Genomic DNA, 26,173 nt, shown 5'->3' on the forward strand with positions numbered 1-26,173 from the left:
TCCCGTCGTGGCGATTTGCATTTGGCCGCCATTGCCGCGACACTCGCCGGCAAGGCCCGCCAGTCGGGCTGCGCCGGGCCAGGGCGTGAAGGCTGCAACGGAACGCCACAACGGGAAGAGGATATCATGCGCGTTTCCGCCCTGGCGAGCGAGGTCGTCCAGTATTGCCTCGTGGTGAAGGACGTCGAGGCGGCGGTCGCCGCCTGGTCGCGCGATCTGGGCGCGGGGCCGTTCTTCCTGCTCGATCCCTTCGTGGGCGTGCGCGAACGCCCGGACGGCAGCCAGTCGCGTTCCGTGGCGCGGATCGCGCTGGGCCAGTGCGGCCCGGTCCAGATCGAGCTGGTTGAACTGATCGAGGGGACCGATAGCATCTTCAGCCAGGCCACCCTGGGCACTGGCGTCGCCGGTTTCCACCACGTCGCCGTGTTTGCCCACGACCTCGAAGCGGCCGTGGCCGACTTCGCGGGCAAGGGCTTCGCCTGGTGGCAGCGCAGCGACGACATCGTGTTCATCGACTGCCGTGACAGCCTGGGCTTCTTCGTGGAAATCTATCGCGGCGGGCGGGGCATCGAGGCGGTCTACGAGAAGATCGCCAGGGCCGCCGCGGGCTGGGACGGTTCTCGGCCCTTGCGCCCCTACGTGGAGATGTAAGGCAGTGCCGGTCGGCGCATTGGCGAGGGAACGGGACATGGCAAGGCAAATGGGCACGCCCCGCACGCTGCTGGCCGGATTGCACCTGCCGGAATGCCCGCGCTGGCGCGGCGAGCGGCTCCATTTCTCCGATATGTATGGTCAGCAGGCCTTTGCCATGAGCGAGACCGGCGTGGTCGAAGCGAGTTGGCCGGTGCCGGGGCGGCCCGGCGGCATCGGCTTTGCCCCAAATGGCGATCTCCTGGTGAACGAGATGGAGCGCGCCCGGATTCTGCGCTTCGACGCCAACGGCGGGATGCGGGTCCATGCCGACCTCGGCGCGCTGGCGCCTTCGATCAACGACATGATCAGCACCCCGGATGGCCGCTGTTTCGTCGGCCGGCTGACCATGGCTCCGCCGTTCGAGCCGGCGCCGCTGATCGCCGTCGATCCCGAGGGGCGCGCCTGCCTGGCCACGTCCGAAGCGATCGCGGTGGCCAACGGCATGGTCTGGCGGGACGATCGCACGCTGATCGTGGCCGAAAGCATGGCCGGGCGCCTGCTCGCCTATGACGACAACGGGGAGGGCGGCCTCGCCAACCGCCGGGTCTTCGCCCAGCTTCCCGCCGGGCTGGGGCCGGATGGCATCTGCGGCGACGATGCCGGCGGCATCTGGGTGGCATCGCCCAATGCCGGCGTGGTCTACCGGGTGGTGGAAGGCGGCGAGATAACCCATCGGATCGACCTGGAGCCGGGCCGGTTCGCCTATGCCTGCGCCATCGGCGGGCGGGATCGGCGGACCCTGTTCCTGTGCACCGGCGGCCCCTACGAGCCGGAAATCGCCACGGCCGAGACCGCCGGCCGGATCGAGGCGATCGTGGCGCCGTTTCCGGCCACGACCAGCTTTCCCTGATCACCCGCAGGCCGCAAGCAGCCCCGAGGAGGCGCCATGAAACTCTCGTTCGCCTTGCCGCACCTGATGGAGATCGCCGCGATCTCGCAGCCGTGGGAGGCGGCGGTCGATGGGCCGGCGGTCCTGCGGATCGCCCGGCGCGCCGAGGAACTGGGCTACGACATGGTCGCCGTGCCCGAGCATCTGGCCATGCCGCCCGATCAGATCGCCCATTCCGGCAGCTTCTGGCTGCAATCGACCGTGGCCCAGGCCGCGCTGGCCGGGGCGACCAGCCGGATCAGGATCAACTCGGCGGTGACCATCCTGCCGCTGCATCACCCGGTGATGCTCGCCAAGATGCTGGCCACGGCCGACTGGCTGAGCGGCGGGCGGATCATGGCCTCCTTCGGCCTCGGTTCGATGCGCGGAGAGTATGCCTATTTCGGCGTGCCCTTCGAACGCCGCGGCGCGATGGCCGACGAATACCTGGCCGCGATGATCGCGCTGTGGACCCAGGAGCGGCCCAGCTTCGAGGGCGAATTCGTGCGGTTCCGCGATGTGGGCTTCGATCCCAAGCCGGTGCAGCGCCCGCACCTGCCGATCTGGATCGGGGGCGACAGCGATGCCGCCTTGCGCCGGGCGGCCCGGTTCGCTTCGGGCTGGATCGTGTCCTACCGCACCCGGTCCGAGGACATCCCGGCGCGGATCGACTATCTCAAGTCGCAGCCGACCTGGCGCGAACGCCCGTTCGACGTGAGCTACAGCCTGGGCACCGCACGGATGACCACCGGCCACGCGCCCAGCGGCGACACCAGGGGATCGGGCCGGATGAGCGCGCAGGAAATCATCGACGAACTGTCGCGCTACAAGGCGCTGGGGGTAACGTCGAGCTCGGTTCCGGTGCCGCCGGTCGCCGACGAGCAGGCCTGTCTGGATTACGCGCAATGGGTGGCCGAGGAAGTCCGCCCGCGGCTCTAGGCCGCTCCGACCGCCTCGGGAACGATCCCAAGGTGGTCGGAGCGGTGCTTGCAGACGATCATGTTATCGGTGGAAAGGTTGCGGCAGGGGAGAGACGGGTGAACAGCATGACGATCACGCAATTCGGGGTTGCCGGACGATTTTACGAATGCCCGCGCTGGCATGACGGGCGCTGGTGGCTGTCCGATATGCGCGACCACGCCGTGCTCAGCTTTTCCGCCGATGGCGCGCGGCGCGAGGAGGCGCGGCTGTCTGGCCGGGCCGGCGGCATCGGCTGGCTGCCCGATGGGGACCTGCTGGTCGTGGCGATGGACGAGCGCCAGGTCCTGCGCCGCCGGGCCGGCGGCGGGCTGGAACCGTGGGCCGACCTTGCCGCGCTGTGCGGCGATACCGCGGGCTTCCTCAACGACATGGTGGTGAGCGCCGGGGGCCACGCCTATGTCGGGTTCGATGCCGACTATCGGCTCTATCCCGATCGCGGCCTGCTCATCCGGGTCGATCCGGCGGGGCGGGCCAGCGTTGCTGCGCGCGACATGGCAATGCCCAATGGCATGATGTTCACCCCAGATGGCCGCTCGCTGATCGTGGCCGAGACGATGAGCACCCGGTTCAGCCAGTTCTCCATCGCCGCGGACGGCACGCTGGGCGACCGGCGCATCTGGGGCGACCTGGCGGGACGGATCGATCGCCGGCCCGCCGGTCGGATGCCGCTGCCGGCCGAGCGGGTTGCGCTCGATGGCTGCACGCTCGATGCCGAGGGGCACATCTGGGTGGCCGATGTTCGGTCCACCTGCCTGCGAGTGGCGCCGGGCGGGGAGATCGTCGATTCGGTCGACCTGCCCGATGGCCTCATCGCCTTTGCCTGCGCGCTGGGCGGCGCCGACGGGCGCACGCTGCTGGTCTGCGGGGCGAACGATCAGCGCGAGGCCTCGCGGCTGTTCACTACCCGCGTGCCGGTTGGCGCGGCGTGAATGACGGCGATCCGTCGCGCGGCGGGCGGACGCGGCACTTCTGAAGGCAAGGAGGAGGCGGACATTGGCCTGCTGTCGGGCGAACGCCTGCGGCTGGAGCGCGACACCGGCTGGAACGCGGTTGAATACGAGGCCTTGCGCGAGGATTTCCAGCAGCGCGGCGCCAAACTGGATGAGCGGATTGGCTACCTGCGCCGGTTGTGGAGTGAACCGCTGCTGTCGATGGACGGGCGGTTCCATCGGGTGACCCGAGGCAATCTCAGCGCGCGCCCGCGCCGGCGGATTCCGCTGCCGATCGGCGGCTTCGCCGAAACCGCCTTCGCGCGTGGCGGGCGGCTGGGGGAGGGGCATATGTTCTCCGGCGTGATCAAGGGAGGCAGGCAATGGGCCTGGCAGTTGGAAGCCCGGGGGCGCGATGTCGCCAGCTTCGGGCGGGAGGCGTTCCCGGTTTGCGCGCGGGGCGTGGATAAGGCCGCCGATTTCCTCAAGCGCCGGCGCGATCTGCACCATGCGGCAGGGGTTCACCGAACTGGCCCGCCACGACGATTTCGCGGTGGCCGTTTGCGCCGGGTTGTGAGCAGGTAGACGTTGACGAGTAATGGCATTCCATTAAACGTGCGGAAAGCCCGAGCACGTCCGCTCGCGGGAGGCCGCCAATGAGTACGCCCAAACTCTACAACGAAGCCAATGCGGCCTATTTCAACGGCGCGTTGCCCAGGTTCGGGACGCAGAGTTCAACGCTGGTCAGCGCCTCGCACTACCTCAACAGCGCGGCCATGCGCGAGATCACCGCGCAGGAAATGCTGCGCCGCAATGGCCCCGACATCAGCCCTACCGCCTTCATCGCCGAAAGCGCGATGATCCTGGGCGGGCTGGAGGATTGGCCGGGCCTCTTCGCCCTGTTCGAAGCGGAAAAGGCGCGCCTGCCGGCCCTGCGGGCATTCTGCGAAGACCCGCGCACCATCCCGACCTCACCCGACGAGCTCAAGGGCGCCGCTCCCGGCACCCTGCGCGAGCGCCTTCACCAGTTCCTGCAAATGGGCTTCGATTTCAATTTCGGGCGCGGCGACGCCGAGCCGGGGTCTGAGATCGAACGGTTCCAGCGCAAGCGGATGCACGCCCATGACGTGGAGCACATGATCACTGGCTTTCCGACCGATTCCGCCGGCGAGGTGGCACTGGCCACGGCCAACACCCGCGCCTTCTATGCCTATTTCGTGCCCGAGTTCGCCGCCTGGCTCGACCGGCTGGCCAATTTCCTCGGCGCGGCCAGGATGATGCGGAGCAACCTCTACTATCCCGGCGTGGTCCAGGTCCACAACGATGCGCTGGATATCGGGGCGGCCCAGGGGCGCAGCTGGAAGCTGCCGCTGTTCCTCGTGCCGTTCGCGGACCTGCTTGACTGGCAGGTGCAGGATATTCGCGAGGAATATGGCATAACCGGCGCTCCGGCCGATGGCATCTGGACCTGGACCATCGCCGCCTACGAGGATCCGCGGGTGGACGGCGCGGAGCCGCCAGTATCCTGATCCCCGTCCGCCGCCGGCCTGGCGGCGGACGGGGACAGGGGCCGCAAGGTCAGTACAGTTCGAGCAATTGCGACTGTTCATAGGGGCGCAGGCCGGCAATACCGCTGGCGCGCACCACATTGGCCCAATCGGGATTGGCGATGACCGCCCGGCCCACGCCGACCAGGTCGATCCGGCCGGCGTCGACCAGGGCGGCAAGCGGGGCGAGATTGTCGGCCACGGCGGCGGTTTCGCCGATGTCCCGGGTGTTGAGCGGGAGGCTGACCGTGATCGAACCCACCGCCATGGCCGGCTTGCCGCTCAATTCCTGGGTCCATTGCGCCAGGCTCTTGTCCGATCCGGCGAAGGCCGGCTCCCAGTAGCGGCGGGTCGAACAGTCGAAGAAGTCGATGCCCGCGGCGACCAGCGGCTTGAGGAAGGCGGCCAGCTCCGCCGGATCGCGCACCAGCTTGATCGGATAGTGCTCGGCCGGGTTCTTCCACTGCGAGAAGCGCAGGCCGATCACGAAACCGGGTGAAGTGGCCGCGCGGATGGCGGCGATCGTTTCGGTGGTGAAGCGGGTGCGTGCAGCGATGTCGCCGTTGTATTCGTCGTCGCGGCGGTTGGTCTTGTCCCAGAAGAACTCGTCGAACAGGTAGCCGTGGGCGCCGTGGATTTCCACGCCGTCGAAACCGGCTTCCTCGGCGCGCCGGGCAAAGGTGGCGCAGTCGGCGATGGTCCGGGCGATATCGGCGCGGCTCATCGCCTCGCCCTCGGCGAAAACCGAAACCGTCTCGCCCTGGCCATCGATGATCGGATAGACCGCCGAGGGGCCGAGCCGTCGGCCTTCGTCGCCGGCCTCGCCCGATTGCATCCCCCGCATGAGGCCGGTGTGCCACAGCTGGGCGATGATCTTGGCGCCGGCCTGGTGCACGGCATCAGTGACCGCGCGCCAGGCCATGCGGCTGGCTTCGCAATCCAGCCGGGGGATGGTCTGGTCGAGCGTGCCATCCAGGTTGACCGCGATGCCTTCGGTGATGATCAGGCCGGTCCCGCCCTCCGCGCGCCGGCGATAGTAATCGACCGCTTCGGCCGGGATCACGCCATCTGTGGCGCAGCCGCGGGTCATCGGCGACATCACGATCCGGTTCGGCAGGGTAAGCGAGCCGATGCTCAGCGGCGTGAACAGGGGGGCAAGGGGATTGGCGGTGCCAAGGGCCGGGGTGTCGGTTGTCTGCATGGCTCTCTCGGTTGGTCAGGGGATGTGGTGCGGGGCAAGGTTGCGGGCGGGGGCGGCCTCAGCGCAGCGGTGGGGTGACCGCGTCGGCGAGGTCGAGCGTGCGGTGATCGAGCACGGCGGCGTAGAGCCGTTCGAGGTTGGCATTGATGATCGCTGGCGGGTAATTCGTCGGCGGCACCATCAGCCAGCCGATGGTGAAGCCCCAGATGATCGCCCGGCCGAATTCGCGCATGGCATCGTCCAGCGTGGGCACGTCGGGCACGCCGAGCGCTTTCAGTCGTCCGAGATAGCGCTCGACCAGCGCCTTCTCGTGGGCGCGGCGATCGGCCACCGACAGGGCGGTGCACACGGTGTAGTGGACATCGTGGCTCCAGTGGCCGCGCACCGAAAGCTGCCAGTCCAGGAAGCCGCAGCGGCCGTCGGGCAGGTGGTAGCTGTTATGGGCGCCGGTATCGCCGTGGGCGAAGGTCATCGGCAGATTGCGCTCCTGCCAGGCGTGGACCGCCTTGACGTTTTCCCACAGGTGCTCGGCCGAGCGGCCGACCCGGGTGATCAGGTCGTGGCGATAGGGGATCTCGCGGCAATAGGTGGGGATCCATGCCGGGGCGGCCTGCTCGAAGAAGGCGAACTGCCTGCCCTCGGTCAGGCTGCTCAGCCAGGACTTTTCCGCATCCAGATCGGGGCTGTTCCAGTAGCGGGCGTGGAGCACGGCCTGGAGATCGAGCAGCTTGCCAACCTCGGCCGGGGTCAGCGGCGGTTGCAGCACGTTGGGGAAGCGGGCATCGCGGACCGACAGGTCCTCGAGGATCAGCGCGAACCGGCCGGTGGCATCATCAAACGCCGCGGCCAGGCAGACCGGCTTCTCGATGGCGAGATGCGGCAGGATCCGCTGGTAGACCTTGACCTCCGTTTCATAGAGTACCGTCGGCGCGCTGTCGTCATCAAGGCACATCTTGATCAGCACGTCGCGCGGCAGCGGCGGCGAATCCGGGCCGTAGTCGAGCCGCAGCTTCACCCGTCCGGCGGTGGACACCATCTCGCCGCGCTGGCGCGCCTCGACCAGCTCGAAGCCGGTCACCGTGGCATCGGGATGCATCTGGCGCACCAGCCGGTTCAGCGTCGGCAGGTCCAGTTCCTCGACCGAGGCCGGAATTGTCTCGTTGGCCCTGTCCACTTCGGCCACATCCACTTCAGCCATGTCCTGTCCCTTCGTGGTATCTTGTTGTCCTGTCGTGTTCCGGCTCGCGCCCGCCATCCGGAGGCGGGGCGGCGCCTCAGGCCGGACCCTGGTCCAGCCCGCGGATCACGATGTCCTCGATGATCGTGGTGCGCGGCGCGGTAACCGCGTGGACCACGCTCGCGGCGATGTCGGCCGGCTCCGATCCGGGGAAGACGAAGGCCCGGTCCAGCCCGGCATTGCGAAGCGCCTGCCCGTAGCGCTCGCGAACATCCTCGGCGAGGTCGTCGACCACGGTGCCGGCCACCACGCCAAGCTGCACGGTGAGCACGCGAATGTTCTCACCCCGCAGCTCGTTGCGAAGCCCGCGCGAGAAGATCTCCAGCCCGCCCTTGGCCGCGGCATAGACGATCATCAGCGGTTGCGGCGAAATGACCGACTGGGTGGAGATGTTGACGATGTCGCCGCCAGTGGCGCGCATCCGGGCGATCGCCTCGCGCGCGCAGAACATCGGCGCCACCAGCGACTGGTGGACCACGTCGATGATCTGGCTGTCCGTCGCCCCGTCCAGCGGGAAGGCGGCATAGGAGGCGGCATTGTTGACCAGCACGTCGACGCGCCCGAACCGGGCGACGATGCGCGCGAAGGCCTCGCGCACCCGATCGGGGTCGATCAGGTCGCAGGACAGCGGCAGGCATTCGCCCGGGCAGAGCGCCGCGGTCGCCTCGAGCTTGGCGAGCGTCCGGCCCAGCAGCGCGACCTTGAATCCCGCCTCGCTCAGGGCAATCGCCAGCGCCCGGCCCAGCCCCTGGCCCGCGCCGGTGACCACGGCGACCTTTCCGGCTTGCGTCATGCCGCGACACGCTCCTTCTTGAAGTGCGGCATGACCTCGCGGGCGAAGACTTCGAGCGCGTGGCACACGTTTTCGTGCGGCGCGCCGCCCTGGGCCACCTCGATCATCAGGTAGTCGAGGCCATAGTCGCGCTCGTAGCCGGCGATCCGTTCGCACAATACGTCCGGGCAGCCGATCAGCGTCTGGCCGCGATCGTTCATGTCCATCGAGTCGGCTTCGTTGTAATAGGCATAGACCGGGTTCTGCGGTCCCACGCCGCCCAGCTTGGCGAAGTGGCGGTAGTAGTTGTTGGCATAGGTGCGCCCGTCGCGCAGCGCGGTCTCGTGGTTTTCGTGGCAATACATCTGGGTGATCGCCATGACCTCGCGGGTGGCCGGATCATGGCCATTGGCGACCAGGGCCTCCTTGTAGCTGGCGATCCCCTCGGGCAGGTGGCTGATGTCGGGCAGGAAGAACACCGTGCCCAGGTGCAGGCCCTTTTCACCGGCCCAGCGGAAGCTTTCCATGGTCGATCCGGCCGAGGCGTAGACCGCCGGGAAGGGCTTCTGGATCGGCTTGGGGAAGCACTCGTAGCCCTTGATCTGGTAGTGCTGGCCCAGGAAGTCGATCTTCCCCTCCTCGGTCCAGGCGCGCATCAGGAAGTCCATGATCTCGTGGTAGCGCGAGTGGCTTTCCTCGGCGGGCACGCCCACCCAGTCATATTCGTGCTTCAGGTAGCCGCGGCCGATGCCATATTCGAGGCGGCCGCCGCTCAGCACGTCGAGCAGGGCATATTCCTCGGCGAGGAACACCGGCTGGTGCAGCGGCAGCAGGGAAACGCCGGTGCCGACCTTGATCCGGCTGGTCCGCATGGCGGCGGCCGTGGCCATGACCGCCGGATTGCCGAACGAATAGCGCCCGGTGTGATGCTCGGAATACCACACGCCATCGAAGCCGAGCTTCTCCAGCAGGACCGACTGCTCCAGGATCTGGTTGCAGTAGTTCTGCGGGGTCTTGTGGACTTCGGGGACGTATTCCAGGTTGTAGGTTACCGCGAAACGCATCGTCTTCTCTCCCGCGCAGGCCTGGTCCGACTCGCAGTTCCCGAACCTGGCCCCGGAATGGGACGGGGTGGGGGCTGCCGTGGCCGTTCCCGCTTATGTGTAGTGCATACTTTATAAGTTGGACGGCAACTGTCAATCGCAAAACCGGGCACCGACGGGTGCCGAACCGCCGTCGGCTTGCCGGAGCGTCCTACCGGGCCGACGCGTCCGGGGCTTGGGGAACTGGCGACAGTTTTCGCATCTGCGGTGGCCCGTCAAGGCACTGCATGATCGCGCCGAAGACCGCTTTGCCCAGCGCGGCGCCGGCGGTCGCCTGGCTCTCCGCGGAAGCCCAGAATTCGATGAAGACGAACGTAGCCGGATTGGCCTGGTCGACGAGCGTCCGCGTTCCCTGGCATCCCGGCATGGTTGCCAGGCGCCCGGCCAGGTCAAGCAGCAGCGCGCCCAGTTCCGGTCCGCGATCGGGGCGGGCTGTCATCGCATAGTGGACCACCACTTCCATTTTTCCGCATCCTTCCAGATCTTTGTGCTTGGCGTCTTGTCGGGTGCAGGGCAGCAGCGCTGGCGCTGCCCCGGGCGGCGCAGAGATGAGCAGTAATCACAACATATCGCAAGGCCCATCCGGCGCTGGTCCCGCGCGATCCACGATCCTTGGCCGGAAACGCGCGATGTGCGGCTTGCCGGGAAGTGATTGACAGGTGGGCGGCATCATATAAAGTGCGCGCTGCATAACTAGACCGGCAGCACCAGGAATTGCCGGATCGCCGGGGCGGTAAAAATCCGCCCGGTATGGGAACTGGGCAAGGCGGCGATATCATCGCCGGCAAGACCAAGGGATGGAGATCCTGGCGACCAACCGCTCGGACTCATGATGGAGGGAGAGGATATGATCAGCAAAATCGCGAAGGCGCATCTGCTTGCGTCGGGGTGCCTGGTCGGGCTGGCCGCATTCGCGCCCGGCGTGGCCCAAGCCGCCGCTGCGCCGGATGGGTCGGCCAGCTCCAGCGGCGAAATCATCGTCACCGCCCAGCGCCGGGCTGAAAAGCAGCAGGACGTGCCGATCTCGATCACCGCGATGTCGGCCGATACCCTGCAGAAGGCCAACATCGTGAACATCCGCGATGTCCAGAACATCGCGCCCTCGTTCCGCGTGTCGAGCACCGGCGTGTTCATGCAGCTGTCGATCCGCGGCATCACCAGCACCGCCCTTGGGCCGGGCATCGAAAACAACATCGCGGTCTATGTCGATGGCTTCTACCAGCCGATCAGCACCTCGCTGGGCGGCGACCTGGTCAACGTCGCCAATGTCCAGATCCTCAAGGGGCCGCAGGGAACGCTCTATGGCCGCAACGCCACCGGCGGCGCCCTGCTCGTCACCACGCGCGAACCCAGCGCCGACAAGGTGATCTTCGATGCCGATGCCGGCTACGGCAACCTCAACGACGTGCGGCTGCGCGCCTATGCCGGCGTGCCGCTGGGCAATGGCCTGTCGTTCGGCGTGGGTGGCTACTATCGTTCGAACGATGGCTACATCAAGGATGTCGATGGCAGCAACGCGGCGCCCTATTCGAACTGGGAAGTCCGCACCAAGCTCAAGTACGAGCCTTCGGCCGATGTGTCGCTGACCCTGGGCTACAACCATATGTGGAAGGACGATGGCTCCACCTACGCCTATGGCTTCTACAAGAACCAGTCGCTGGCCGGCGTGGTGCCGATCCCGCCGATCGGTCCGCTTCGCACCGACCAGCCCGACACCTCGTCGGTCGATACCCCGCCGATCAACTCGTCGCGGCTCGATGAATTCACCGGCAAGCTTTCGTGGGATACCGGCTTTGGCAAGCTGAACTCCTACACGTCCTATGCCAACGAACTGTTCCACGTCGACGTCGATTTCGACGGCACGAAGGTTCCGCTGCAGCGCTTCGATGCCCGCTGGTACCGCAAGACCTGGACCCAGGCGCTCGACTTCCAGGCCAAGCCGGCGGACAATCTCGATCTCACCGTCGGCGGGATGTACTACCACGACAAGTCCAGCCAGGACGCGCCGTTCTACAGCTTCGGCGTGATGCGCGCCCGTGGTTTCACCACCCAGCGCACCGAAGGCCTGGCCGGCTATGTCGATGCCACCTGGCAGGCGGTCCCGAACCTCTACCTGACGGCGGGCGTTCGCTACAGCCGCGACAAGCGCAGCATCGAATCGTTCAATCGTCTGGTCTCGCCGGCCACGGTGGTCGTGCCGCTGACCAGGGCTTCGTTCGATTCGTGGACCCCGCGCTTCACCGTGCGCTACGAATTCCAGCCCGACATGAGCGTCTATGCCTCCTACAGCCGCGGCTTCAAGAGCGGCCTGTTCAACAGCACCGGCAGCCCGGCGACCATGACCACCCCGGTCCGGCCCGAAAAGAACGATGCCTACGAAGTGGGCCTCAAGGCGGCGAGCCACGGGATCTATTTCGATGCCGCCGCCTACTACTACGACTACAAGGACCTGCAGGTTAACGCGGTCCAGATCGACCCCGCCACCCAGCGCACCCTGACCAGCCTGACCAATGCGGCCACGGCCCGGATCTGGGGCTTCGAGGCATCGGTCTCCGCGCCGCTGACCGAGCAGTTCAACGTGCGTGCCGCCGCCGCCTATACCCACGCCCGCTATCGCAATTTTGCCAATGCGAACCCGATCGTGGAGATCCTGCCCGGCGTCAACGGGTCGGTGACGGGCGGCCAGAACTGGTCGGGCCGGCGCATCTCGCGCGCGCCCGACTGGACCTTCAACATCGGGGCCGACTACACGATCCCGGTGGGCGAGGGCAGCGTGGTGGTTGCCGCCAATGGCGCCTATTCCAGCAAGTATGCTCCCACGTCCGAAGGCTTCGACCTGACGACCGGCGCGGTCTACGAGCAGAAGGGCTATTTCCAGGCCAATGCCACGATCGACTATCACCTGCCCGGCGATCACCTGACAATCGGCGCCTGGGTGAACAACCTCACCGACAAGCGCTATGCCATCCTCTTCACGGCGGAAGGCCTGGGCTCGAAGAAGGTCTTGAGCACGCCGCGCACCTTCGGCGTCAAGCTGGGCTACAAGTACTGAACCGGATTGGTCCGGGCGGTTGCCAGCGCGACCGCCCGGGCCGATCGCCATGTCGAACCAGGGGCCGGTGGCGCGGGAACGCGCCACCGGCCCCTGGCTTGTGCGGGACCGACGCCGGGCCGCATTGACAGGGCAGGGCAGTCTGGCTACCCCGGATAAAAGTGAACTACCTTCAATTCACTGTGCGACTGGGAGATTTGCGATGGACTTGCTTGAAAGCGAAAAGGTCAAGGGCAACCGCCTGGCGGGCAAGGTCGCCTTCATCACCGGCGGCACGCGCGGCATTGGCCGGGTGATCGCCATCATGATGGCCCAGCAGGGCGCCAAGGTCGCCTTCACCGGCCGGTCCGACGCCGGCTACGAGGTGGAGGAGCGGCTCCGGGAAGTCGGCGGCACCGGGATGTTCATCCGCGCCAACAACAAGAGCGAGGCCGATCTGGCCGCCGCGGTCAAGCAGGCCGCCGATGCGCTCGGCCCGATCTCGATCCTGGTCAACAATGCCATCGCCAGCGACGATGTGGGTTCCGGCGGGGATTCCCAGGTGGACAAGCTGGAGACGTCGGTCCTCGACGAGATCATGCACGGCGCGCTTTACGGCACGATCTGGGCCAGCAAGCACATCATCCCCTATATGCGCCAGGTCGGCTGCGGATCGATCATCAACATCTCGGCCTCGTCCTCGGTCGGCGCCATTCCGGAGCGTCCGTCCTATGCCGCCTCGAAGGGCGCGATCAATTCGCTGACCCGGCAGATGGCCTTCGCCTATGGCAAGGAGAACATCCGCACCAACACCATCATCGTTGGCTTCATCAACACCCGCAGCGCCAATTTCGAGCGGATGCTCGGGACGCCGCACATCAAGGAAGCCTTCGAGAAGCTGGTGCTGGTGCCGCAGCTGGGCGAACCGGCGGATATCGCCAACGGCGCGATCTACCTCGCGTCGAACGAATCCAAATATGTCACGGGATCGCAGATCTTCATCGAGGGCGGGGCGCTGTGCCACCAGGCCCAGCCGATCCTGATCATGAACAAGGGCGACTAGGCCACTCGGGCTTCCCGACAAGGCGCCAAGCCCGCGGGCCGGATCACCGGCCTGCGGGCTTCGCTTCAAGATCAGACCCGGCGGTGGGCGGGGCCGTCAATCCGGCTTGCGCTTGAATTCGGCCGGAAAGCGCGAGGGCGCCTGACGGGTCAGCATCCATTCGGGATATTCGGACGGCAGCCGGCTGACCGCGTCGAGCCGGTCGAGGTGGTCCTGCGACAGGCTGATCTCGGCGGCGGCGAGCGTGTCGGCCAGCTGCTCCACCCGGTTGGCGCCGACCAGCACGCTGGACACGGCGGGGCGATGGAGCACCCAGGCGATGGCCACGCGCGGGATCGTCGCGCCGATTTCCGCCGCGATCTCGCGCATCACGTCGACGCAGTCCCAGGCGCGTTCGCGGTTGACCGGCGGATAGCCCTGGAGGCGGGCCTGGCGGGTGCCGGGGGCCATGGTCCCGTCACGCGGGAACTTGCCGGTCAGGAACCCGCCGTCGAGCGGCGACCAGGCGAGCAGGCCCACGCCTTCCTCTTCCAGGCAGGGGATCAGCTCGCGCTCCACGTCGCGGGCGGAAAGGCAATAGTAGCCCTGGGTGGTGACGAAGCGGGCGCGGCCGAAGTGATCGGCGATGCCATTGGCCTTGGCGATGCGGTAGGCGCGCCAGTTGGAGGCGCCGATGTAGCGCACCAGCCCCTGGCTCACCAGATCGTCGAGCGCGCGCATCGTCTCCTCGATCGGGGTCACCGGATCGTGGCTGTGGATCTGGTAGAGATCGAGATGATCGAGTTGGAGCCGCTTCAGGCTCTTCTTCACCCCGTCCATGATGTGCAGGCGCGAGGCGCCGCGATCGTTGGGGCCAGGCCCCATCGGGTTCTGGACCTTGCTCGACACGAAGATGTCGGAGCGCGACAGGCCCAGGTTGCGAAAAGCATGGCCGAGCAGGGTTTCCGACTGGCCGGAAAGGTAGGCATCGGCCGTGTCGAAGAAGTTGACCCCGTGCTCAAGCGCGCAGGCCACCAGCGCGTCGGCGGTGGATTGCAGCATCCCGCCCTGGGCCGGATCGCCGCCAAAGGTGCCGGCGCCCAGCGCGATTTCCGAAACGAAGGCGCCGGTGCGGCCGAGTTGACGATAGTTCACGGTTGCGGTTCTCCGGATGGTTCAGGCGGCGGTCGGCGCCGAGGCGACGAAGTGGCGTTCGGGCTGGTAGATATCGATGTGCATCCCGTCGGGGTCCTTGAGCGCGAAGGCCCGGCGGCGCGGCGCATCGGGGCCGTAGTCCCAGTCCTCGATGGGGCCGGCCAGCCGCGCCGCGCCATGCTCGCCAGTGGCCAGCGCCCGGCCGATCAGGTCGAAGGCAGGCTCGATGTCGCGCACTTCCATGCCGATCCGGGCGATGCCGATGGCCAGCGGATCGGGGTTGGGCGTGCCGGTCTGGGCCGGGAACAGGATCTTGGAGACATCGATGTTGAAGCGGTGGTCGCCCCAGGCGCGCAGGATGTGCGAATCCCACTGGACGATCTCGGCCCCCGGCCCCTGCGAAGTGGGCAGGGGCGCCGGCGGCTGGCTTTTCATCCAGTATTCCAGGCCGAACAGCGCCTGGTAGAAGCGCACCGTGCGCGCCGGATCGCTCGGCCCCGACACGCAGTGGAACAGCGATGGCGGACGCTGCGGATTGGGCAGGAACGAAATCACGATGCCATCGGGATCGGTGATCGAGACATAGTCGCGGTGGATCGTCGGATTGGACGGCCTCACCCCATGGGCGGCCAGTCGATCGAGCACCTCTTGTGCGCCCCGGTGGCTGATCGCCATCTTGCCCCAGCCGGCATGGAAGAAGGTGGGGTTGGCCTGCCCGCGCGGCGCTGGTTCCTGCCACTGGATCAGGTGAAGGCAGGTGGGGTCGCCGCCGCTGCCATCATCCATCAGCCAGCCATCGAAGCGCCCTTGCGCCTCGCCCAGCAGGGTGAAGGGCTGGAGCGGCGCGCGGGTGCGGGTTCTGGCGCGCAGCGGGGTGACCGCCTCGTAGAAAGCGCGCGAGCGTTCCAGGTCGCGCACATTGGCCGCGACATAGCCGATCCGCACAAACTGCGCGGCCAGCGCATTGGCAAGGTGCGGATCGGACGCGCTCACCAGTAGATCCGCAGCTGGGCGCCTTCGGCCCGCTGGCGCAGGCTCTCGGCCCGCTCCTCGGGCGAGACGCGCGGGGTGCCGGCCGGCAGGTGGTCCATCACCTCGGCCAGCGGCACCAGTTTGGTCACCGGATCGGGCACCGGGCTGGCCGATTTCAGCCGCATCTGGACGATCCCGGTGCGGTTGCCGGCCTTGTCGAGCCAGTTGTGCACCCCCGGATCGCGCCCGCTCACCACCGCGCGCACCCGGCCATCGGGATCGACGCGCATCTGGCTGTCGTTGAGGCTCGATTGGCGATAGACCCAGTCCACCGTGCTGAACCGGTCATCGGCGACCAGCAATTGCCAGTAGCGCGCGGTTTCCGGCACGGCCGTATCGATGATCAGCGCCTCGTCCTCGCCGATCTCGTACCAGCAGTCGTAATAGAGCTGCTCGGCCACCCCGCCGCCCTGGAGCATGGCCTGGCTGACCAGCAGCTGGTTGGTTTCGTGGGTGTCGCGGTAGTGCTGGGCGTGGCTGATGTCGAAGGCGAGGATGCCCTCGCTCCACCTGGCGACATTGCCCATGCGGCGCGAAAGCTCCACCCGGTCCATCGGGGCGCTGGCATCGAGCCGGATGATCGCCAGGCGCACGTCCACCTCGCGCAGCCAGTCGCAGGCGCAGGAGCGGATCATCAGCTTGATACAGCGCGGATCGAGCGGCCACCAGTCGCCCTCATGCCCCTCCGGGCGCTCGGCGCTCAGGATCACGCTGAAATAGCCATCGGCGCCCACGGCAAGGTCGTCGAGATCGTGGAACGGCAGGGGCTTGGGCGGGGCCGGGCGCGGGGCGTCCGGGGAAGGCGGTGTCTTCGGCGCGGGCGGCCGCGGCAGCATCATCTCCCACCCGCTCTGCGCCACTTCCACGAAGCGCGAGGAGCCGCGATAGCCCGAGATGCGGTAGACGCCCTTGGGATCGACATCGGCCACGCGGTAGACATAGTCCGGGTTGGGGCCGGCCATGTTGAGCCAGTTGTTCCACAGCGGGGCAAAGGCCGGCTGCGCGGGATCAAGCGCAACGTGGCTCAGCCAGGCGCCCGCGACGGCGGAGAGCAGCAGGCGGTCAAGATCCTGCCGGTCCGCCGGATCGCCGCCCGTGCGGCCCCAGCGTTCCATCAGCCGCGCCGAGACGGGTTCCAGCCCGCCCACGATATCGGTCCACTTGGTGAAGCTGTCGCTCACGGCAATCGTCTCCCTGTCAGCCCGGCCGGTCAGGCCGCGGCGATCTTTTCCAGCCTTACGTCGTAGCGGTCGGTGTAGAAAGCGAACCGCTCGCGGATCGCCTGTTCATCCAGCCCGAACTCGGCCGCGGTATAGCGGTGCGTGCCGTGCTTGCCGGGGCGGTTGTCCTCCGACCACTGCGCCATGCGGACCTGGGTTTCGGGCGCAAAGGGCAGGCCGATGAAATCATAGACCCGGCCCAGCGTTCCCAGCGGATCGGCCACGAAGTGGTGGTGGTGAATGTCGAGAAAGCGATCCTCGCCGATCCGGGCGCGGGCCTCGATCATCCGCTGCATCCCGATCGCCTGGTGCTCCACCAGATGGGCGCCGAACCGGTCCATCGCCACCCGCTCGCGCGTGCCGGGGGGGAACAGGCTGGTCAGCAGGCTGGCCCAGGAGGGCAGGGTCTTCACCGGATCGCGGTGGGTAACCACGAAGCGCGCATCGGGATAGGCGGTCATCACGTCTTCGAGGTGGAAGACATAGTGCGGCGCCTTGAACAGCCAGCGGTTGGGGCCGCGCCGCGATTGCAGCAACTTCACCACGCGCTTCTGGTAGGCATAGGCATCGCGCATCGGCTGGTCGCGCCACCAGCGGTGATAGCCATAGAGTGGCGCGGTGAAGCTTTGCGCGCGGAAATCCAGCCGCAGGATCTGGACGTCCTCGGTCGTCGCGTCGACTTCGTGGAGGTGCATGGTCATCTGCTCGGGATGGTCGCGCTGCATGATCTCCATGGAGCGGATCATGCCCAGCCGGCGCGGATCGTTCGCCTCCTCGCCAGCCACCGGCGGCGGCACCGGCGAGGCCTGCTCCCACGGACGCAGCGGGCGGAAGGCCGGCTCGATCGAGAGCACGTTGGCAAAGGCGCTGGTCCCGGTACGCGGCAGGCCGGTGATCAGCAGCGGGCTGACCGGCTGCTCGGCCTCGATCTCGGGATGTCCGGCATACCAGTCCTCGATCCGCAGGCGCTGGGCGAGGCTGTCGGTCAGGGTGGCAACCAGACGGTCGATCCCCTCCTGGGTGAACAGCGCGCGCTCCTCCGCCATGCTGCCGAGGAACTGCTCCAGGCCGCCCGCGAAGCTGGGCGATCCGAAATTTTCCAGTCCGGTCCGGCCGCGCGCTGCGTCCATGAGGCTCTGCGCGCTGGGCACGGTGATGCAGGGCGCATCGGGCATTCACATCTCCCCTTGTTCTTGTCTTGCGCCCCGGCCTGCCTTGCCGGTGCCGGGGCGATCGCGCTGTTGATCGCCTATGCGGCGCCGGTTGTCAGGCCAATTCGCGCCAGACGTAATCGGCTGGCTGGACGGTGTCGAGCGGGCGCACCGTGTCGGGCACATCGGCGGCCGGTTCGCCGCGCTGGAAGGCGGCGATCTCGTCAAGCATCCGGCGGCGCAGGCGGGCGATGCCCACGTCGCTCGATACCAGGTTCTCCTTCGTGCGATCCTGGATCACCCCCTGGCTGGCCTGGAGCACGAGGTCTTCATCGACCAGGCACCTGGTGAAGCCGGTGAAGTGCCCCCTGGCCATGGCCTCGCGGTCCTGGCCCCAGGTGCGGTTGGGGCCTTCGTCGAAGGTTACCCAGTTGTCGGGATCGCGTGTCCCCACGGTCATCTGCTTTTCGGATTCCATGCGCGGCCCGTCCTCGTTCCAGAAGCCCCAGAACAGGATGTGGTGGGTGTTGTCGCGCGGGACGGCGATGAAGATCGTGCCGGTGCGGTCCGATCCGCTGGCCGGGACCAGCGAGACGAAGGGCATCACGTAGCTGGTCACGCGGACATATTGCTTGCCATCGGCCAGCGTGCGGATCGCCGCGGCCTTCATGCCATAGGGCGTATCCTGCACTTCGTAGCGCGGGTGGGTGTTGAGTGTCAGGCCGATCGAGCCTTCGCCCGGCTTGTCGGCGCTGGCCTTGCCGAAATGCTGCGCGATCCAGCTCTGGTGCATGGTGCCCACGTGGACCGAATCGATCGTCCCCTCCACGCCCTGGAACCAGTTGCTCGGCGAAATGCTGCGCGAAACCCAGACCCGGCTTTCGTCAAGATCAAGGAAGGGCAGGGGCGGGCGCGGCGGCGGCGGGCCATCGCCCAGGAACACCCACAGCATCCCGCCGCCCTCGAAGGTGGGATACTTGTTGACCTTGATCCTCGCGCCGATCGCCTCGCCGCGTTCCCCTTCCGAGGGAATGTCGACCACCGTGCCCGAAACGTCGATCTTCCACGCATGGTAAAGGCAGCGCAGGGCGCAGTCCTTGTTCTGGGCAAGCACCAGCGAGGCGCCCCGGTGCGGACAGGCCTCGTCGAAAAAGCCGATGCGGCCATCGGTGGCGCGAAAGGCCACATAGTCGCTGCCCAGGAGGCGCACGTGCTGGGGCGCGCCATCGGGCACCAGGGCCGCGCTGCGGGCGCAGGGAATCCAGTAGCGCTGCCGCATCATCTGGCCCAGCGGGGCATCACCCTCCACATGGGTCAACAGCCGGTTCTGTTCTTCGGTGATCATCCTCGCCTCCGTTATTTCGGGCTTGTTGGCGCGCAGAATACCGCGCTATCGATACGCGACACAGCGCAAACGCCAGCAGTTATCATGCACAATCTGCATGAGTCGGGCCGGCCAGGCCGCAATCGCCCGCGCCGGCACAAGGATCTTGCCGATGGATACCCGGCTGCTCGAATGCTTCGTCGTCGCCGCGCGCACCCTCAGCTTCACCCGCGCGGCCGAGCAGCTGGGCACCACCCAGCCGCTGCTGAGCCGCACGATCAAGCGACTGGAAGACGTGGTGGGCGAACCCCTGTTCGATCGCAGCAGGCGGCGCATCGCGCTGACCGCGGCCGGCGCGGCCCTGCTTGATGAGGCGCCGGGGCTGATCGATCATGCCAGCCTCGCGCTGCGCCGCGCCCAGATCGCGGGCAGCGGCGCCCCGCGCACCCTGCGGGTCGCCTACAGCAATTCGATGTGGAGCCACATGGCCTATCGCGGCATCCGCGCGTTCCGCATGGCCCATCCCGAACTCCAGCTCGACCTGCGGCTGATGTCGGCCAACGAACAGGCCGATGCCCTGCGCTGCGGCGAGATCGATGTCGGCCTTGCCGGGGCGACCGTGTTCGAAACGCGCGGCCTGCACTGGCGCACGATCGGACGCGAACCCTATATCCTGGCCCTGCCGTCGGATTGGGACGTGCCGCGCGGCGTGCCGATCGACCTGACCCTGCTTCGCAACCGCCCGTTCCTGATCCCCGATCCCGTGGTGGGGACCGAGGCGCACAATGCGCTGATGGCCTGCTGCATGGCCGCCGGCTTCCGCCCGCTGCTGGCCAAGCACGCGCGCGATGCCTCGGAGATGCGCTTTCTCGTCGCGGCGGGGCTGGGCGCGGGCTTCGCCTTTGCCTCGGGCCTGCAGAACCAGTTCGACGGGGTCTATTTCGCGCCGATCGCCGACCAGCCGGCCGAAAGCATCGTCGAGATCCGGGTGAGCTGGGCCGAGCAGCGCCTGCCCGAGGCCATCCAGTCGTTCATCCGCCACATGATGGCCCATGCCTATTCGACCGAGATCGTCACCGATGGCGATGGCTTCAGGCTGAAGTGGCTGAATCCGACCAGTGCCCAACCGGCCCGGGCCTGACCGCCGGCGCCGGCCCTCGCGCGGTCAGGATTCCAGGTAGTCGTGGCGCAGCAGGGTGGTGAGAATGCGGGCGATCGCGGTCTGCTGGCTGGCCTTGCGGAACATCCCCGGGCTTTCCCCGCTTGCCGTCTGCTGGAGCACGATGGTGGTGGTCCGCTCCATGCCTGAGGCGACCACAGCGGCCACCGCCATGTCCTCGTCGCCTACCTCGCGCCCGTGGGCAGCGGCCAGCTTGCGGCCCAGCGCCTGGAACAGCGGATTGGCCCAGGTGGCGCGCAAGGCGATGAACCGGGGGTCGCCATGTTCGGCCAGGCCATTGCGGACGAACAGCGCGCCGCGCCGTTCCAGCCAGTAGTCGAAATGGGCCGTGGCGAAGGCCAGGGCTTCACGATATTCGGTGCCCGGCGCCCAAGGCTGAGCCAGCAGGGCCGCCACCGGCGCCATCTCCTCGCGCAGCGGCTGCATCGCATCAAGGTAGAGCGCGCCGACATCGGCATAGTAGCGATAGACCGCGGTCAGCTTGACCTCGGCGGCCTGGGCGATGGCGGTCAGCGTGGGCGGCGAGGTGGGGTGCGAGGCCATCAGCACACGCGCCGCGGTTTTCAGCCGCTCGCGCACCTGGCGGCCCTTCGGCCCCAGCTTCTGTCCCGCCACGCTGTAGTCGTCGCCAGGCGCCCCTGCGCTGGCCGGCCCGGTTGCAGCCCCTGTATCAGCCATCGGTATCCCACGCGGCAAAGGTCATCGCGGCCTGTGTTCGCGGAAAAAACCGGCTTCGGCAAGCCGGTGGCCGCCCTTATGCCCATGCGCTGCCCGGCGCGGCCCCGGCCTGGCCGGTCCGGTCAGCCGAACAGCCCGTCGCCGGCCACCGGGGCGGGGAAGTCGAGCACGCTCACTCCGCCGGGCCGGGCCTCGATCAGGCGGGGGACGATGGCCATGGCCCGCGCCGCGTTGAGATCGTGGCAGGCCTTGCCGGGCGCGGTCCCGCTCGGCCAGCCGAAGGTGCACACGATCGGCGGGTCGCCGTCGATCTCCACCCGCCAGGCCGGATCGTCATAGGTCTTGCGCCAGTCGTCGCCGTGATCGAGCCGGGTCGATTGCTCGTTGACCAGCCGGTAGAAATCGCGGCCGCCATTGGCGCGGGCGTACCAGGTCCAGCGCACGCCGGCCACCATGCCCTTTTTGATCTCCAGCCCGCTGGCCGGAAGCACGTAGTCCTCGGGCGCGAGGGCCAGCTCGTGGCTTTCCAGGCGCACGTCCTCCCACTGGAGACCGAGACCATCAGCCACCATCCGGGCCGACTGGCCGATGGTCCAGGTGAACCCGGCGTTCATGGCCTCGGTGTAGGGCCACTCCCCCGGATAGAAGCCTACGCCGAGCGACTGGATCTGCGTGGCCGAGGGGCCATTGGCCATGTCGTTGCGCTGCCACATCCGCAGCTGGCGGATCTTGCCGGTATAGCCGGACAGGAACAGCGGCAGGGCATCGGCGATGAGGCCGGGAATGTTGCCGCCCGCGGTAATGGAGGCGCCGCCTTTCAGCGCGGCGGCGGTCAGGCGCGGCTCGTCGGGGGAGTGGGGCAGGTAGTAGCAGCCGATCCCGGTATAGACGTTGATCCCGGCCTCGAGCAGCTGCACATAGGCATCGATGTCGTTGACCGAGCCGCTCCAGATCGCGGCATCGGGCTTGAGCGCGATGATGTCGTCAAGCCGGTTGGTGGTGATCACCCCGTTGGGCGCGGCGCCCACCATCTCGCCGGCATCCAGCCCGACCTTCTCGGGAAAGTGGACCAGCACGCCAACCAGGTCGAGCTGCGGGTGGCCGGCCATCCGCCGCACGATCTCCGAGCCGACCGGACCGGTATAGCACTGCGCGACGCGATATTTCCTGGCCATGCCACCTCACCATTGCTGTTGTCGTTTTCGATTCCGGTCCCGCCGCGGCGCCTGTCAGGCCGCCACGGCCCCGATATTGTCCACCAGCGGCACGATGCCCAGTTGCAGCGAGGCAATGATCCGGATGTCGCCGGTCAGCCTGTCCATCGGTTGCAGGGTCGCCGCGTCGACCGCGTGGACATAGACCACCTCGCCGGCCTCGGCCATGCGCCGGCGCACCAGGTCGGTAACCTTGGCCGAGCTGGTTTCCCCGCCCTCGATCGCCGCCTTGCCGGCTTCGAGCGCCTGGTAGAGCGCGGGCGCCTTGGCGCGGTCCTCGGGCGTCAGCTTGACGTTGCGGCTCGACATGGCCAGCCCATCGTCCTCGCGCACTACCTCGCAGCCGATCACCTCGATGTCATAGGCCATATCGATGACCATGCGCTTGAACATGGCCAGCTGCTGCCAGTCCTTCTCGCCCGAATAGTAGCGCATCGGCCCGAAGATGTTGAACAGCTTGGCGGTGGAGGTGGTGACCGCGTCGAGATGCTCGATCTTCTCCATCGGCGGCGCGCCGGTCGACAGCTGCGGGATGATCGTGAGCGTGAGGTTGGGCCGCACCGGCATATAGTCGGCATAGTCGGGCAGGTAGGCATATTGGATGCCGGTGGCCTCGACCAGCTTGCGGTCATCGTCCCAGTTGCGATCATACAGCGCGGTTCCGGCCGCGCCGAGCCAGAACATGATCGCCAGCTCGTTCTCGTCGACCGCGCGCTGGACCAGCGACTGGTGGCCGGCGTGCATCCGCCCGCTGGTGCCCATGACCCCGATGGATTTGCCCGAGGCCCGGGCCGGGTTGAGCAGTTCGCGGATTTCCGAAATCTTCGAGAGGATCTTCATCAAAATTCTCCGCATGGTCCCTGGCGGGACTCACAGGTAGGGCGACAGATGGGGCATGGCTATCGGAAAAATGAAGCTGGTTCAATAAGGCTGGTGCGGGTGCGCCGGGAATTGTCATCTGCGCCGCTTGACTGGGGCGGGTGGCGTGCAATGGTCGGCCATGTTCGACGATATCGCAAGCCGCGCGGCCCCGGCCCCAGCTGGCCAGTCCCTCAAGGACCGGCTGCTGTTCGCGGCCGAGCGGGTCGTGGCCCAGCGCGGGTTCGCGGGCGCCACGGTCCAGGAAATTCACCGCGCGGCGGCAACCCGCAATGCCTCGGCGATCCACTATCACTATGGGTCGCTGGAAGGCCTGCTGGCCGCGGTGTTCCAGTCGCGCACGGTCCGCCTCGATCTGGCGACCATGCGCCGGTCGGCCGAGGTGGAGGGGATCGTCGCCCCGCTGGTGCGCGCGCTGGCGGTCTTTCTCGAGCCTCGGGCCGAGGGCAACCATTACCTGCGCTTCCTCGAGCGCGCGCTGATCGAAACCCGCCTCGCGCGCACTTTCGTGCCGCGCGAGGTCATGGCCCAGTGGGAGGTGGCCGAGGCGCTGCTGGCCCGGCTGCTGGCCGCCTCGCTGCCGCCCCGGCTCGTCTCGATCCGGTTGGCCTTCGCGCGCACCCATTTCATCTCGGGGCTGGCCCAGGTGGAGGCCTGGCTCGAATCCGGCGAAGGCAACGGCGCGCTCCTGCCCATGCTGGTCCAGGCGGTCATCGATGCGACCGTGGCCATCCTCTCCGCGCCGGTAACCGCCGCGCTTGCCCGGGAAATCGCGGTGGTGGACCAAAGGTAATGTTCTATCATTAATCACCCTGCGCGGCTACCAACGCGCCACGCCGGCCAGCCCGGCCACCAGGATAGGGCCACGGGAGAACAAGCGAATGCCGAAGCTGGAAAAACTCACCGACGAGGCCCGCGCCTTCGCCCTCGCCAGCCTGCCGGACTGGTCCGCCGTGGCCGATCCCGATGGCATCCACCGAACCTTCCGGTTTGCCGATTTCACTGAGGCCTTCGCCTTCATGACCCGGGTCGCGCTTCATGCCGAACGGGCCGATCACCATCCTGAATGGAGCAATGTCTACAACCGGGTGACGATCACGCTCACCACCCACGATGCCGGCGGCCTGTCCGAGCGCGATATCGCGCTGGCCCGGCTGATCGATGGAATCGTGGCCTGAACGGCTTGGGGGGAGAGCGGAAGATGGCCCAGTCGGCGGCAGGCGGGTTCAGCGGGCGCACCGCGCTGGTGACGGGCGGGGGGCGCAACATCGGCCGGGCCATCGCCCTGGCCTTCGCCGACCGGGGCATTGATGTCGGGATCGTGGTCCGCGCCAACCGCGAGGAGGCCGAAGCCGTCGCCCGCGAGGTGCGAGAACGCGGCGCCCGGGCCGCCATCGCGCTCGGTGATGTCGGCCAGGCCGGGGACTGCGAAAGGATGGTCGGCGAGATCGCGGCGGCGCTGGGACCGGTGGATTATCTGGTCAACAACGCCGCGCGCCGCCGCCGCCAGGCCTTCCTTGATATCGCGCCCGAAGATTGGGACGCGGTGATCGGCACCAATCTCTCGTCGATCTTCTACCTCTCGCGCCTGGTCCTGCCGGGCATGGCGGAGCGCGGGTTCGGGCGGATCGTCAACATCGGCGGCCCCGATGGCGTGCGCGGCCTGCGCCTGCGCGCGCACAACGTGGCCTGCAAGGCCGGGCTGATCGGCCTGACCAAGGCCATCGCGCTCGAATTCGGCATTCACGGCATCACCGCCAACATCGTGGTGCCCGGCAACATCGCCACCAGCCGCGACGAGGTGGATTATCCCGATTTCCAGGCGCTGGTGGACCGGCTGGACGACCAGCGCGAGAATTCGCAGATCGCGATCCCGCGCCAGGGCACCTGCGAGGAAGTGGCCGATGCGGTCATGCACTTCGCTTCCGATAAATCCGCCTACCTGACCTCGCAGACGCTTTATGTCGCCGGCGGGCTCTGGGGGCTGCCCTGATCGCCCCGCACGGGCGTCAGGGCGCCGGCGCGTCCAGCGTCGCGCTGCCCACGAACACCGGCTCCATCGCATAGCGCCCACCGGCGGGCGACGGGCAATGGGCCATTCCGCCATCGACCAGCAGCACCTGCCCGGTCATGGCGCGGCCATCCTCGCCCGCCAGGAACGCGAAGGCGGCGGCGATGTCGCGTGCTTCCACGGCATAGCCGATCGGGGTCGAGGCGGCGATGCTCTCGCGCGCCTTGTCGACCGAGCCATAGAAGGTTGCCGTCATCGGCGAAGGCACGAAGCCCGGCGCCACGGCGTTCACCCGGATGCCATGCGGCGCCAGTTCGGTGGCGACCGACTGGGTGAGGGTGATCACCGCGGTCTTGCCCACCGTGTAGGGGTGGGGCGAATTGTTGCGGAAGGCGGCGATGCTGCTGGTGGAAAGGATCGCCCCGCCGCGCCCGCCCGCGATCATCGCCCGTGCCGCGTGCTTCATGCCGAACACCACGCTGTCGAGCAGGACCGCCATGTCGCGCGCCCAGTCCTGCGCGCTGAGCGTGAGGATCGAGCCGCTCACCCCGCGGATGCCGGCATTGTTGATCATCGCGTCGAGCCGGCCATAGGTCGCCACCGCCGTATCGACCAGCGCGGCCACCTCCTCCTCGCGGGTCACGTTGGTCTGCACGAAGCGCCCGCCCAGTTCCCGGGCAAGCGGCTCGGCCGCGCCGGGATGGAGGTCGCTGAGCACCACGTGGAAGCCATCGGCCGCCAGGCGCCGCGCGGTCGCCCCGCCGATCCCGCCGCCCGCGCCGGTGATGATCGCCACCTTCCTGTCGCTGTCCTGCATCTGTCCTCCCCGCATCGCTGCTGGCCTTGGCCGGTCCGGCGCATGGCCCTGTTCGCGCGACAGGGAGCGCCTGCCGGCGCGGACAAGTCAAGCGGGCCGTGGCCCCAT

26 protein-coding genes are annotated in these 26,173 nt (G+C 67.7%); 12 read left to right on the top strand and 14 right to left on the bottom strand.

Annotation, left to right across the window (positions count from 1 at the left end; genetic code table 11):
- Positions 1-126 precede the first annotated feature (126 nt).
- The 6 genes from ACFOD9_RS05380 to ACFOD9_RS05405 all read left to right on the top strand — a co-directional run bounded on the left by ACFOD9_RS05380 (position 127) and on the right by ACFOD9_RS05405 (position 5,000).
- Positions 127-651, top strand: a complete 525-nt coding sequence (locus ACFOD9_RS05380) for a VOC family protein (RefSeq protein ID WP_379509064.1) — start codon at positions 127-129, stop codon at positions 649-651.
- 37 nt (positions 652-688) lie between these two features.
- The gene (locus tag ACFOD9_RS05385; protein WP_379509065.1) at positions 689-1,543 is read left to right on the top strand and encodes an SMP-30/gluconolactonase/LRE family protein; all 855 of its coding nucleotides are present in this window, start codon (positions 689-691) and stop codon (positions 1,541-1,543) included.
- A 36-nt stretch (positions 1,544-1,579) separates the two neighbouring features.
- Complete coding sequence (locus ACFOD9_RS05390) at positions 1,580-2,500, top strand: TIGR03619 family F420-dependent LLM class oxidoreductase (protein ID WP_379509066.1); 921 nt, start codon at positions 1,580-1,582, stop codon at positions 2,498-2,500.
- A gap of 107 nt (positions 2,501-2,607) precedes the next feature.
- Positions 2,608-3,471 (top strand): SMP-30/gluconolactonase/LRE family protein, encoded by an 864-nt coding sequence (locus ACFOD9_RS05395; RefSeq protein WP_379509067.1) that lies wholly within the window; start codon positions 2,608-2,610, stop codon positions 3,469-3,471.
- Positions 3,472-4,056 carry an LLM class flavin-dependent oxidoreductase gene (locus tag ACFOD9_RS05400; protein WP_379509068.1) on the top strand — a complete coding sequence of 195 codons (585 nt, stop codon included), beginning with the start codon at positions 3,472-3,474 and terminating at the stop codon, positions 4,054-4,056.
- Positions 4,057-4,127: 71 nt separating this feature from the next.
- The gene (locus tag ACFOD9_RS05405) at positions 4,128-5,000 is read left to right on the top strand and encodes a hypothetical protein (protein ID WP_379509069.1); all 873 of its coding nucleotides are present in this window, start codon (positions 4,128-4,130) and stop codon (positions 4,998-5,000) included.
- A gap of 49 nt (positions 5,001-5,049) precedes the next feature.
- Here the strand turns inward: ACFOD9_RS05405 and ACFOD9_RS05410 are convergent, their stop codons facing one another.
- From ACFOD9_RS05410 to ACFOD9_RS05430, 5 genes are all read right to left on the bottom strand, one after another.
- Positions 5,050-6,219 (bottom strand): oxidoreductase, encoded by a 1,170-nt coding sequence (locus tag ACFOD9_RS05410; RefSeq protein ID WP_379509070.1) that lies wholly within the window; start codon positions 6,217-6,219, stop codon positions 5,050-5,052.
- Positions 6,220-6,277: 58 nt separating this feature from the next.
- Positions 6,278-7,417, bottom strand: coding sequence for a phosphotransferase (locus ACFOD9_RS05415; protein WP_379509071.1), 1,140 nt, complete (start codon positions 7,415-7,417; stop codon positions 6,278-6,280).
- Positions 7,418-7,493: 76 nt separating this feature from the next.
- On the bottom strand, positions 7,494-8,249 hold the full coding sequence (locus ACFOD9_RS05420) for an SDR family oxidoreductase (protein ID WP_379509072.1): 756 nt from the start codon (positions 8,247-8,249) through the stop codon (positions 7,494-7,496).
- Entirely contained in the window at positions 8,246-9,292 is a 1,047-nt protein-coding gene (locus ACFOD9_RS05425) for an LLM class flavin-dependent oxidoreductase (protein ID WP_379509073.1), read from the bottom strand. The genes ACFOD9_RS05420 and ACFOD9_RS05425 overlap by 4 nt, the downstream gene beginning before the upstream one ends.
- A gap of 190 nt (positions 9,293-9,482) precedes the next feature.
- Complete coding sequence (locus tag ACFOD9_RS05430) at positions 9,483-9,794, bottom strand: putative quinol monooxygenase (RefSeq protein ID WP_379509074.1); 312 nt, start codon at positions 9,792-9,794, stop codon at positions 9,483-9,485.
- 384 nt (positions 9,795-10,178) lie between these two features.
- Between ACFOD9_RS05430 and ACFOD9_RS05435 the strand changes: the two genes are divergently transcribed.
- Together ACFOD9_RS05435 and ACFOD9_RS05440 are read left to right on the top strand one after the other, a co-directional pair.
- Positions 10,179-12,383 carry a TonB-dependent receptor gene (locus ACFOD9_RS05435; protein WP_379509075.1) on the top strand — a complete coding sequence of 735 codons (2,205 nt, stop codon included), beginning with the start codon at positions 10,179-10,181 and terminating at the stop codon, positions 12,381-12,383.
- Between the two features lie 202 nt (positions 12,384-12,585).
- The gene (locus tag ACFOD9_RS05440) at positions 12,586-13,425 is read left to right on the top strand and encodes an SDR family NAD(P)-dependent oxidoreductase (RefSeq protein ID WP_379509076.1); all 840 of its coding nucleotides are present in this window, start codon (positions 12,586-12,588) and stop codon (positions 13,423-13,425) included.
- Between the two features lie 96 nt (positions 13,426-13,521).
- Here the strand turns inward: ACFOD9_RS05440 and ACFOD9_RS05445 are convergent, their stop codons facing one another.
- From ACFOD9_RS05445 to ACFOD9_RS05465, 5 genes are all read right to left on the bottom strand, one after another.
- The gene (locus ACFOD9_RS05445; RefSeq protein WP_379509077.1) at positions 13,522-14,559 is read right to left on the bottom strand and encodes an aldo/keto reductase; all 1,038 of its coding nucleotides are present in this window, start codon (positions 14,557-14,559) and stop codon (positions 13,522-13,524) included.
- 21 nt (positions 14,560-14,580) lie between these two features.
- Positions 14,581-15,552: a VOC family protein gene (locus tag ACFOD9_RS05450; RefSeq protein WP_379509078.1), complete on the bottom strand. Its 972-nt coding sequence runs from the start codon at positions 15,550-15,552 to the stop codon at positions 14,581-14,583.
- Positions 15,549-16,772: a DUF1214 domain-containing protein gene (locus ACFOD9_RS05455; RefSeq protein WP_379509079.1), complete on the bottom strand. Its 1,224-nt coding sequence runs from the start codon at positions 16,770-16,772 to the stop codon at positions 15,549-15,551. The genes ACFOD9_RS05450 and ACFOD9_RS05455 overlap by 4 nt, the downstream gene beginning before the upstream one ends.
- 29 nt (positions 16,773-16,801) lie before the next feature.
- Positions 16,802-17,986, bottom strand: a complete 1,185-nt coding sequence (locus tag ACFOD9_RS05460; RefSeq protein WP_379509080.1) for a sulfotransferase family protein — start codon at positions 17,984-17,986, stop codon at positions 16,802-16,804.
- A gap of 91 nt (positions 17,987-18,077) precedes the next feature.
- On the bottom strand, positions 18,078-19,307 hold the full coding sequence (locus tag ACFOD9_RS05465; protein WP_379509081.1) for a Rieske 2Fe-2S domain-containing protein: 1,230 nt from the start codon (positions 19,305-19,307) through the stop codon (positions 18,078-18,080).
- A 151-nt stretch (positions 19,308-19,458) separates the two neighbouring features.
- Here ACFOD9_RS05465 and ACFOD9_RS05470 point away from each other — a divergent pair, with 151 nt between their 5' ends.
- Positions 19,459-20,427: a LysR family transcriptional regulator gene (locus tag ACFOD9_RS05470; protein WP_379509082.1), complete on the top strand. Its 969-nt coding sequence runs from the start codon at positions 19,459-19,461 to the stop codon at positions 20,425-20,427.
- Between the two features lie 24 nt (positions 20,428-20,451).
- On the opposite strand, the gene ACFOD9_RS05475 is transcribed toward ACFOD9_RS05470, so the two are convergent.
- From ACFOD9_RS05475 to ACFOD9_RS05485, 3 genes are all read right to left on the bottom strand, one after another.
- Positions 20,452-21,144: a TetR/AcrR family transcriptional regulator gene (locus ACFOD9_RS05475; RefSeq protein ID WP_379509083.1), complete on the bottom strand. Its 693-nt coding sequence runs from the start codon at positions 21,142-21,144 to the stop codon at positions 20,452-20,454.
- Positions 21,145-21,266: 122 nt separating this feature from the next.
- Complete coding sequence (locus ACFOD9_RS05480) at positions 21,267-22,319, bottom strand: hypothetical protein (RefSeq protein ID WP_379509084.1); 1,053 nt, start codon at positions 22,317-22,319, stop codon at positions 21,267-21,269.
- Positions 22,320-22,373: 54 nt separating this feature from the next.
- Positions 22,374-23,198, bottom strand: coding sequence for a 4-phosphopantoate--beta-alanine ligase (locus ACFOD9_RS05485; RefSeq protein ID WP_379509085.1), 825 nt, complete (start codon positions 23,196-23,198; stop codon positions 22,374-22,376).
- Between the two features lie 160 nt (positions 23,199-23,358).
- Here ACFOD9_RS05485 and ACFOD9_RS05490 point away from each other — a divergent pair, with 160 nt between their 5' ends.
- The 3 genes from ACFOD9_RS05490 to ACFOD9_RS05500 all read left to right on the top strand — a co-directional run bounded on the left by ACFOD9_RS05490 (position 23,359) and on the right by ACFOD9_RS05500 (position 25,230).
- On the top strand, positions 23,359-24,030 hold the full coding sequence (locus ACFOD9_RS05490) for a TetR/AcrR family transcriptional regulator (RefSeq protein ID WP_379509086.1): 672 nt from the start codon (positions 23,359-23,361) through the stop codon (positions 24,028-24,030).
- Between the two features lie 88 nt (positions 24,031-24,118).
- Positions 24,119-24,415 (top strand): 4a-hydroxytetrahydrobiopterin dehydratase, encoded by a 297-nt coding sequence (locus ACFOD9_RS05495; RefSeq protein ID WP_379509087.1) that lies wholly within the window; start codon positions 24,119-24,121, stop codon positions 24,413-24,415.
- A 23-nt stretch (positions 24,416-24,438) separates the two neighbouring features.
- Positions 24,439-25,230 (top strand): SDR family NAD(P)-dependent oxidoreductase, encoded by a 792-nt coding sequence (locus ACFOD9_RS05500; RefSeq protein ID WP_379509088.1) that lies wholly within the window; start codon positions 24,439-24,441, stop codon positions 25,228-25,230.
- A gap of 16 nt (positions 25,231-25,246) precedes the next feature.
- Here the strand turns inward: ACFOD9_RS05500 and ACFOD9_RS05505 are convergent, their stop codons facing one another.
- Positions 25,247-26,065, bottom strand: a complete 819-nt coding sequence (locus ACFOD9_RS05505) for an SDR family oxidoreductase (RefSeq protein ID WP_379509089.1) — start codon at positions 26,063-26,065, stop codon at positions 25,247-25,249.
- Positions 26,066-26,173 lie beyond the last annotated feature (108 nt).

The organism is Novosphingobium bradum (assembly GCF_042646485.1).
Lineage (GTDB): Bacteria > Pseudomonadota > Alphaproteobacteria > Sphingomonadales > Sphingomonadaceae > Novosphingobium > Novosphingobium bradum.

Bases quoted from the DNA above. Each gene is read 5' to 3' on its own strand.
- ACFOD9_RS05470 (WP_379509082.1), top strand. From the start codon at position 19,459: ATGGATACCCGGCTGCTCGAATGCTTCGTCGTCGCCGCGCGCACCCTC.
- ACFOD9_RS05415 (WP_379509071.1), bottom strand. From the start codon at position 7,417: ATGGCTGAAGTGGATGTGGCCGAAGTGGACAGGGCCAACGAGACAATT.
- ACFOD9_RS05400 (WP_379509068.1), top strand. From the start codon at position 3,472: ATGACGGCGATCCGTCGCGCGGCGGGCGGACGCGGCACTTCTGAAGGC.
- ACFOD9_RS05435 (WP_379509075.1), top strand. From the start codon at position 10,179: ATGATCAGCAAAATCGCGAAGGCGCATCTGCTTGCGTCGGGGTGCCTG.
- ACFOD9_RS05495 (WP_379509087.1), top strand. From the start codon at position 24,119: ATGCCGAAGCTGGAAAAACTCACCGACGAGGCCCGCGCCTTCGCCCTC.
- ACFOD9_RS05390 (WP_379509066.1), top strand. From the start codon at position 1,580: ATGAAACTCTCGTTCGCCTTGCCGCACCTGATGGAGATCGCCGCGATC.
- ACFOD9_RS05465 (WP_379509081.1), bottom strand. From the start codon at position 19,307: ATGATCACCGAAGAACAGAACCGGCTGTTGACCCATGTGGAGGGTGAT.
- ACFOD9_RS05490 (WP_379509086.1), top strand. From the start codon at position 23,359: ATGTTCGACGATATCGCAAGCCGCGCGGCCCCGGCCCCAGCTGGCCAG.
- ACFOD9_RS05500 (WP_379509088.1), top strand. From the start codon at position 24,439: ATGGCCCAGTCGGCGGCAGGCGGGTTCAGCGGGCGCACCGCGCTGGTG.
- ACFOD9_RS05430 (WP_379509074.1), bottom strand. From the start codon at position 9,794: ATGGAAGTGGTGGTCCACTATGCGATGACAGCCCGCCCCGATCGCGGA.
- ACFOD9_RS05385 (WP_379509065.1), top strand. From the start codon at position 689: ATGGCAAGGCAAATGGGCACGCCCCGCACGCTGCTGGCCGGATTGCAC.
- ACFOD9_RS05425 (WP_379509073.1), bottom strand. From the start codon at position 9,292: ATGCGTTTCGCGGTAACCTACAACCTGGAATACGTCCCCGAAGTCCAC.
- ACFOD9_RS05505 (WP_379509089.1), bottom strand. From the start codon at position 26,065: ATGCAGGACAGCGACAGGAAGGTGGCGATCATCACCGGCGCGGGCGGC.
- ACFOD9_RS05380 (WP_379509064.1), top strand. From the start codon at position 127: ATGCGCGTTTCCGCCCTGGCGAGCGAGGTCGTCCAGTATTGCCTCGTG.
- ACFOD9_RS05410 (WP_379509070.1), bottom strand. From the start codon at position 6,219: ATGCAGACAACCGACACCCCGGCCCTTGGCACCGCCAATCCCCTTGCC.
- ACFOD9_RS05475 (WP_379509083.1), bottom strand. From the start codon at position 21,144: ATGGCTGATACAGGGGCTGCAACCGGGCCGGCCAGCGCAGGGGCGCCT.
- ACFOD9_RS05460 (WP_379509080.1), bottom strand. From the start codon at position 17,986: ATGCCCGATGCGCCCTGCATCACCGTGCCCAGCGCGCAGAGCCTCATG.
- ACFOD9_RS05440 (WP_379509076.1), top strand. From the start codon at position 12,586: ATGGACTTGCTTGAAAGCGAAAAGGTCAAGGGCAACCGCCTGGCGGGC.
- ACFOD9_RS05395 (WP_379509067.1), top strand. From the start codon at position 2,608: ATGACGATCACGCAATTCGGGGTTGCCGGACGATTTTACGAATGCCCG.
- ACFOD9_RS05420 (WP_379509072.1), bottom strand. From the start codon at position 8,249: ATGACGCAAGCCGGAAAGGTCGCCGTGGTCACCGGCGCGGGCCAGGGG.
- ACFOD9_RS05485 (WP_379509085.1), bottom strand. From the start codon at position 23,198: ATGAAGATCCTCTCGAAGATTTCGGAAATCCGCGAACTGCTCAACCCG.
- ACFOD9_RS05480 (WP_379509084.1), bottom strand. From the start codon at position 22,319: ATGGCCAGGAAATATCGCGTCGCGCAGTGCTATACCGGTCCGGTCGGC.
- ACFOD9_RS05405 (WP_379509069.1), top strand. From the start codon at position 4,128: ATGAGTACGCCCAAACTCTACAACGAAGCCAATGCGGCCTATTTCAAC.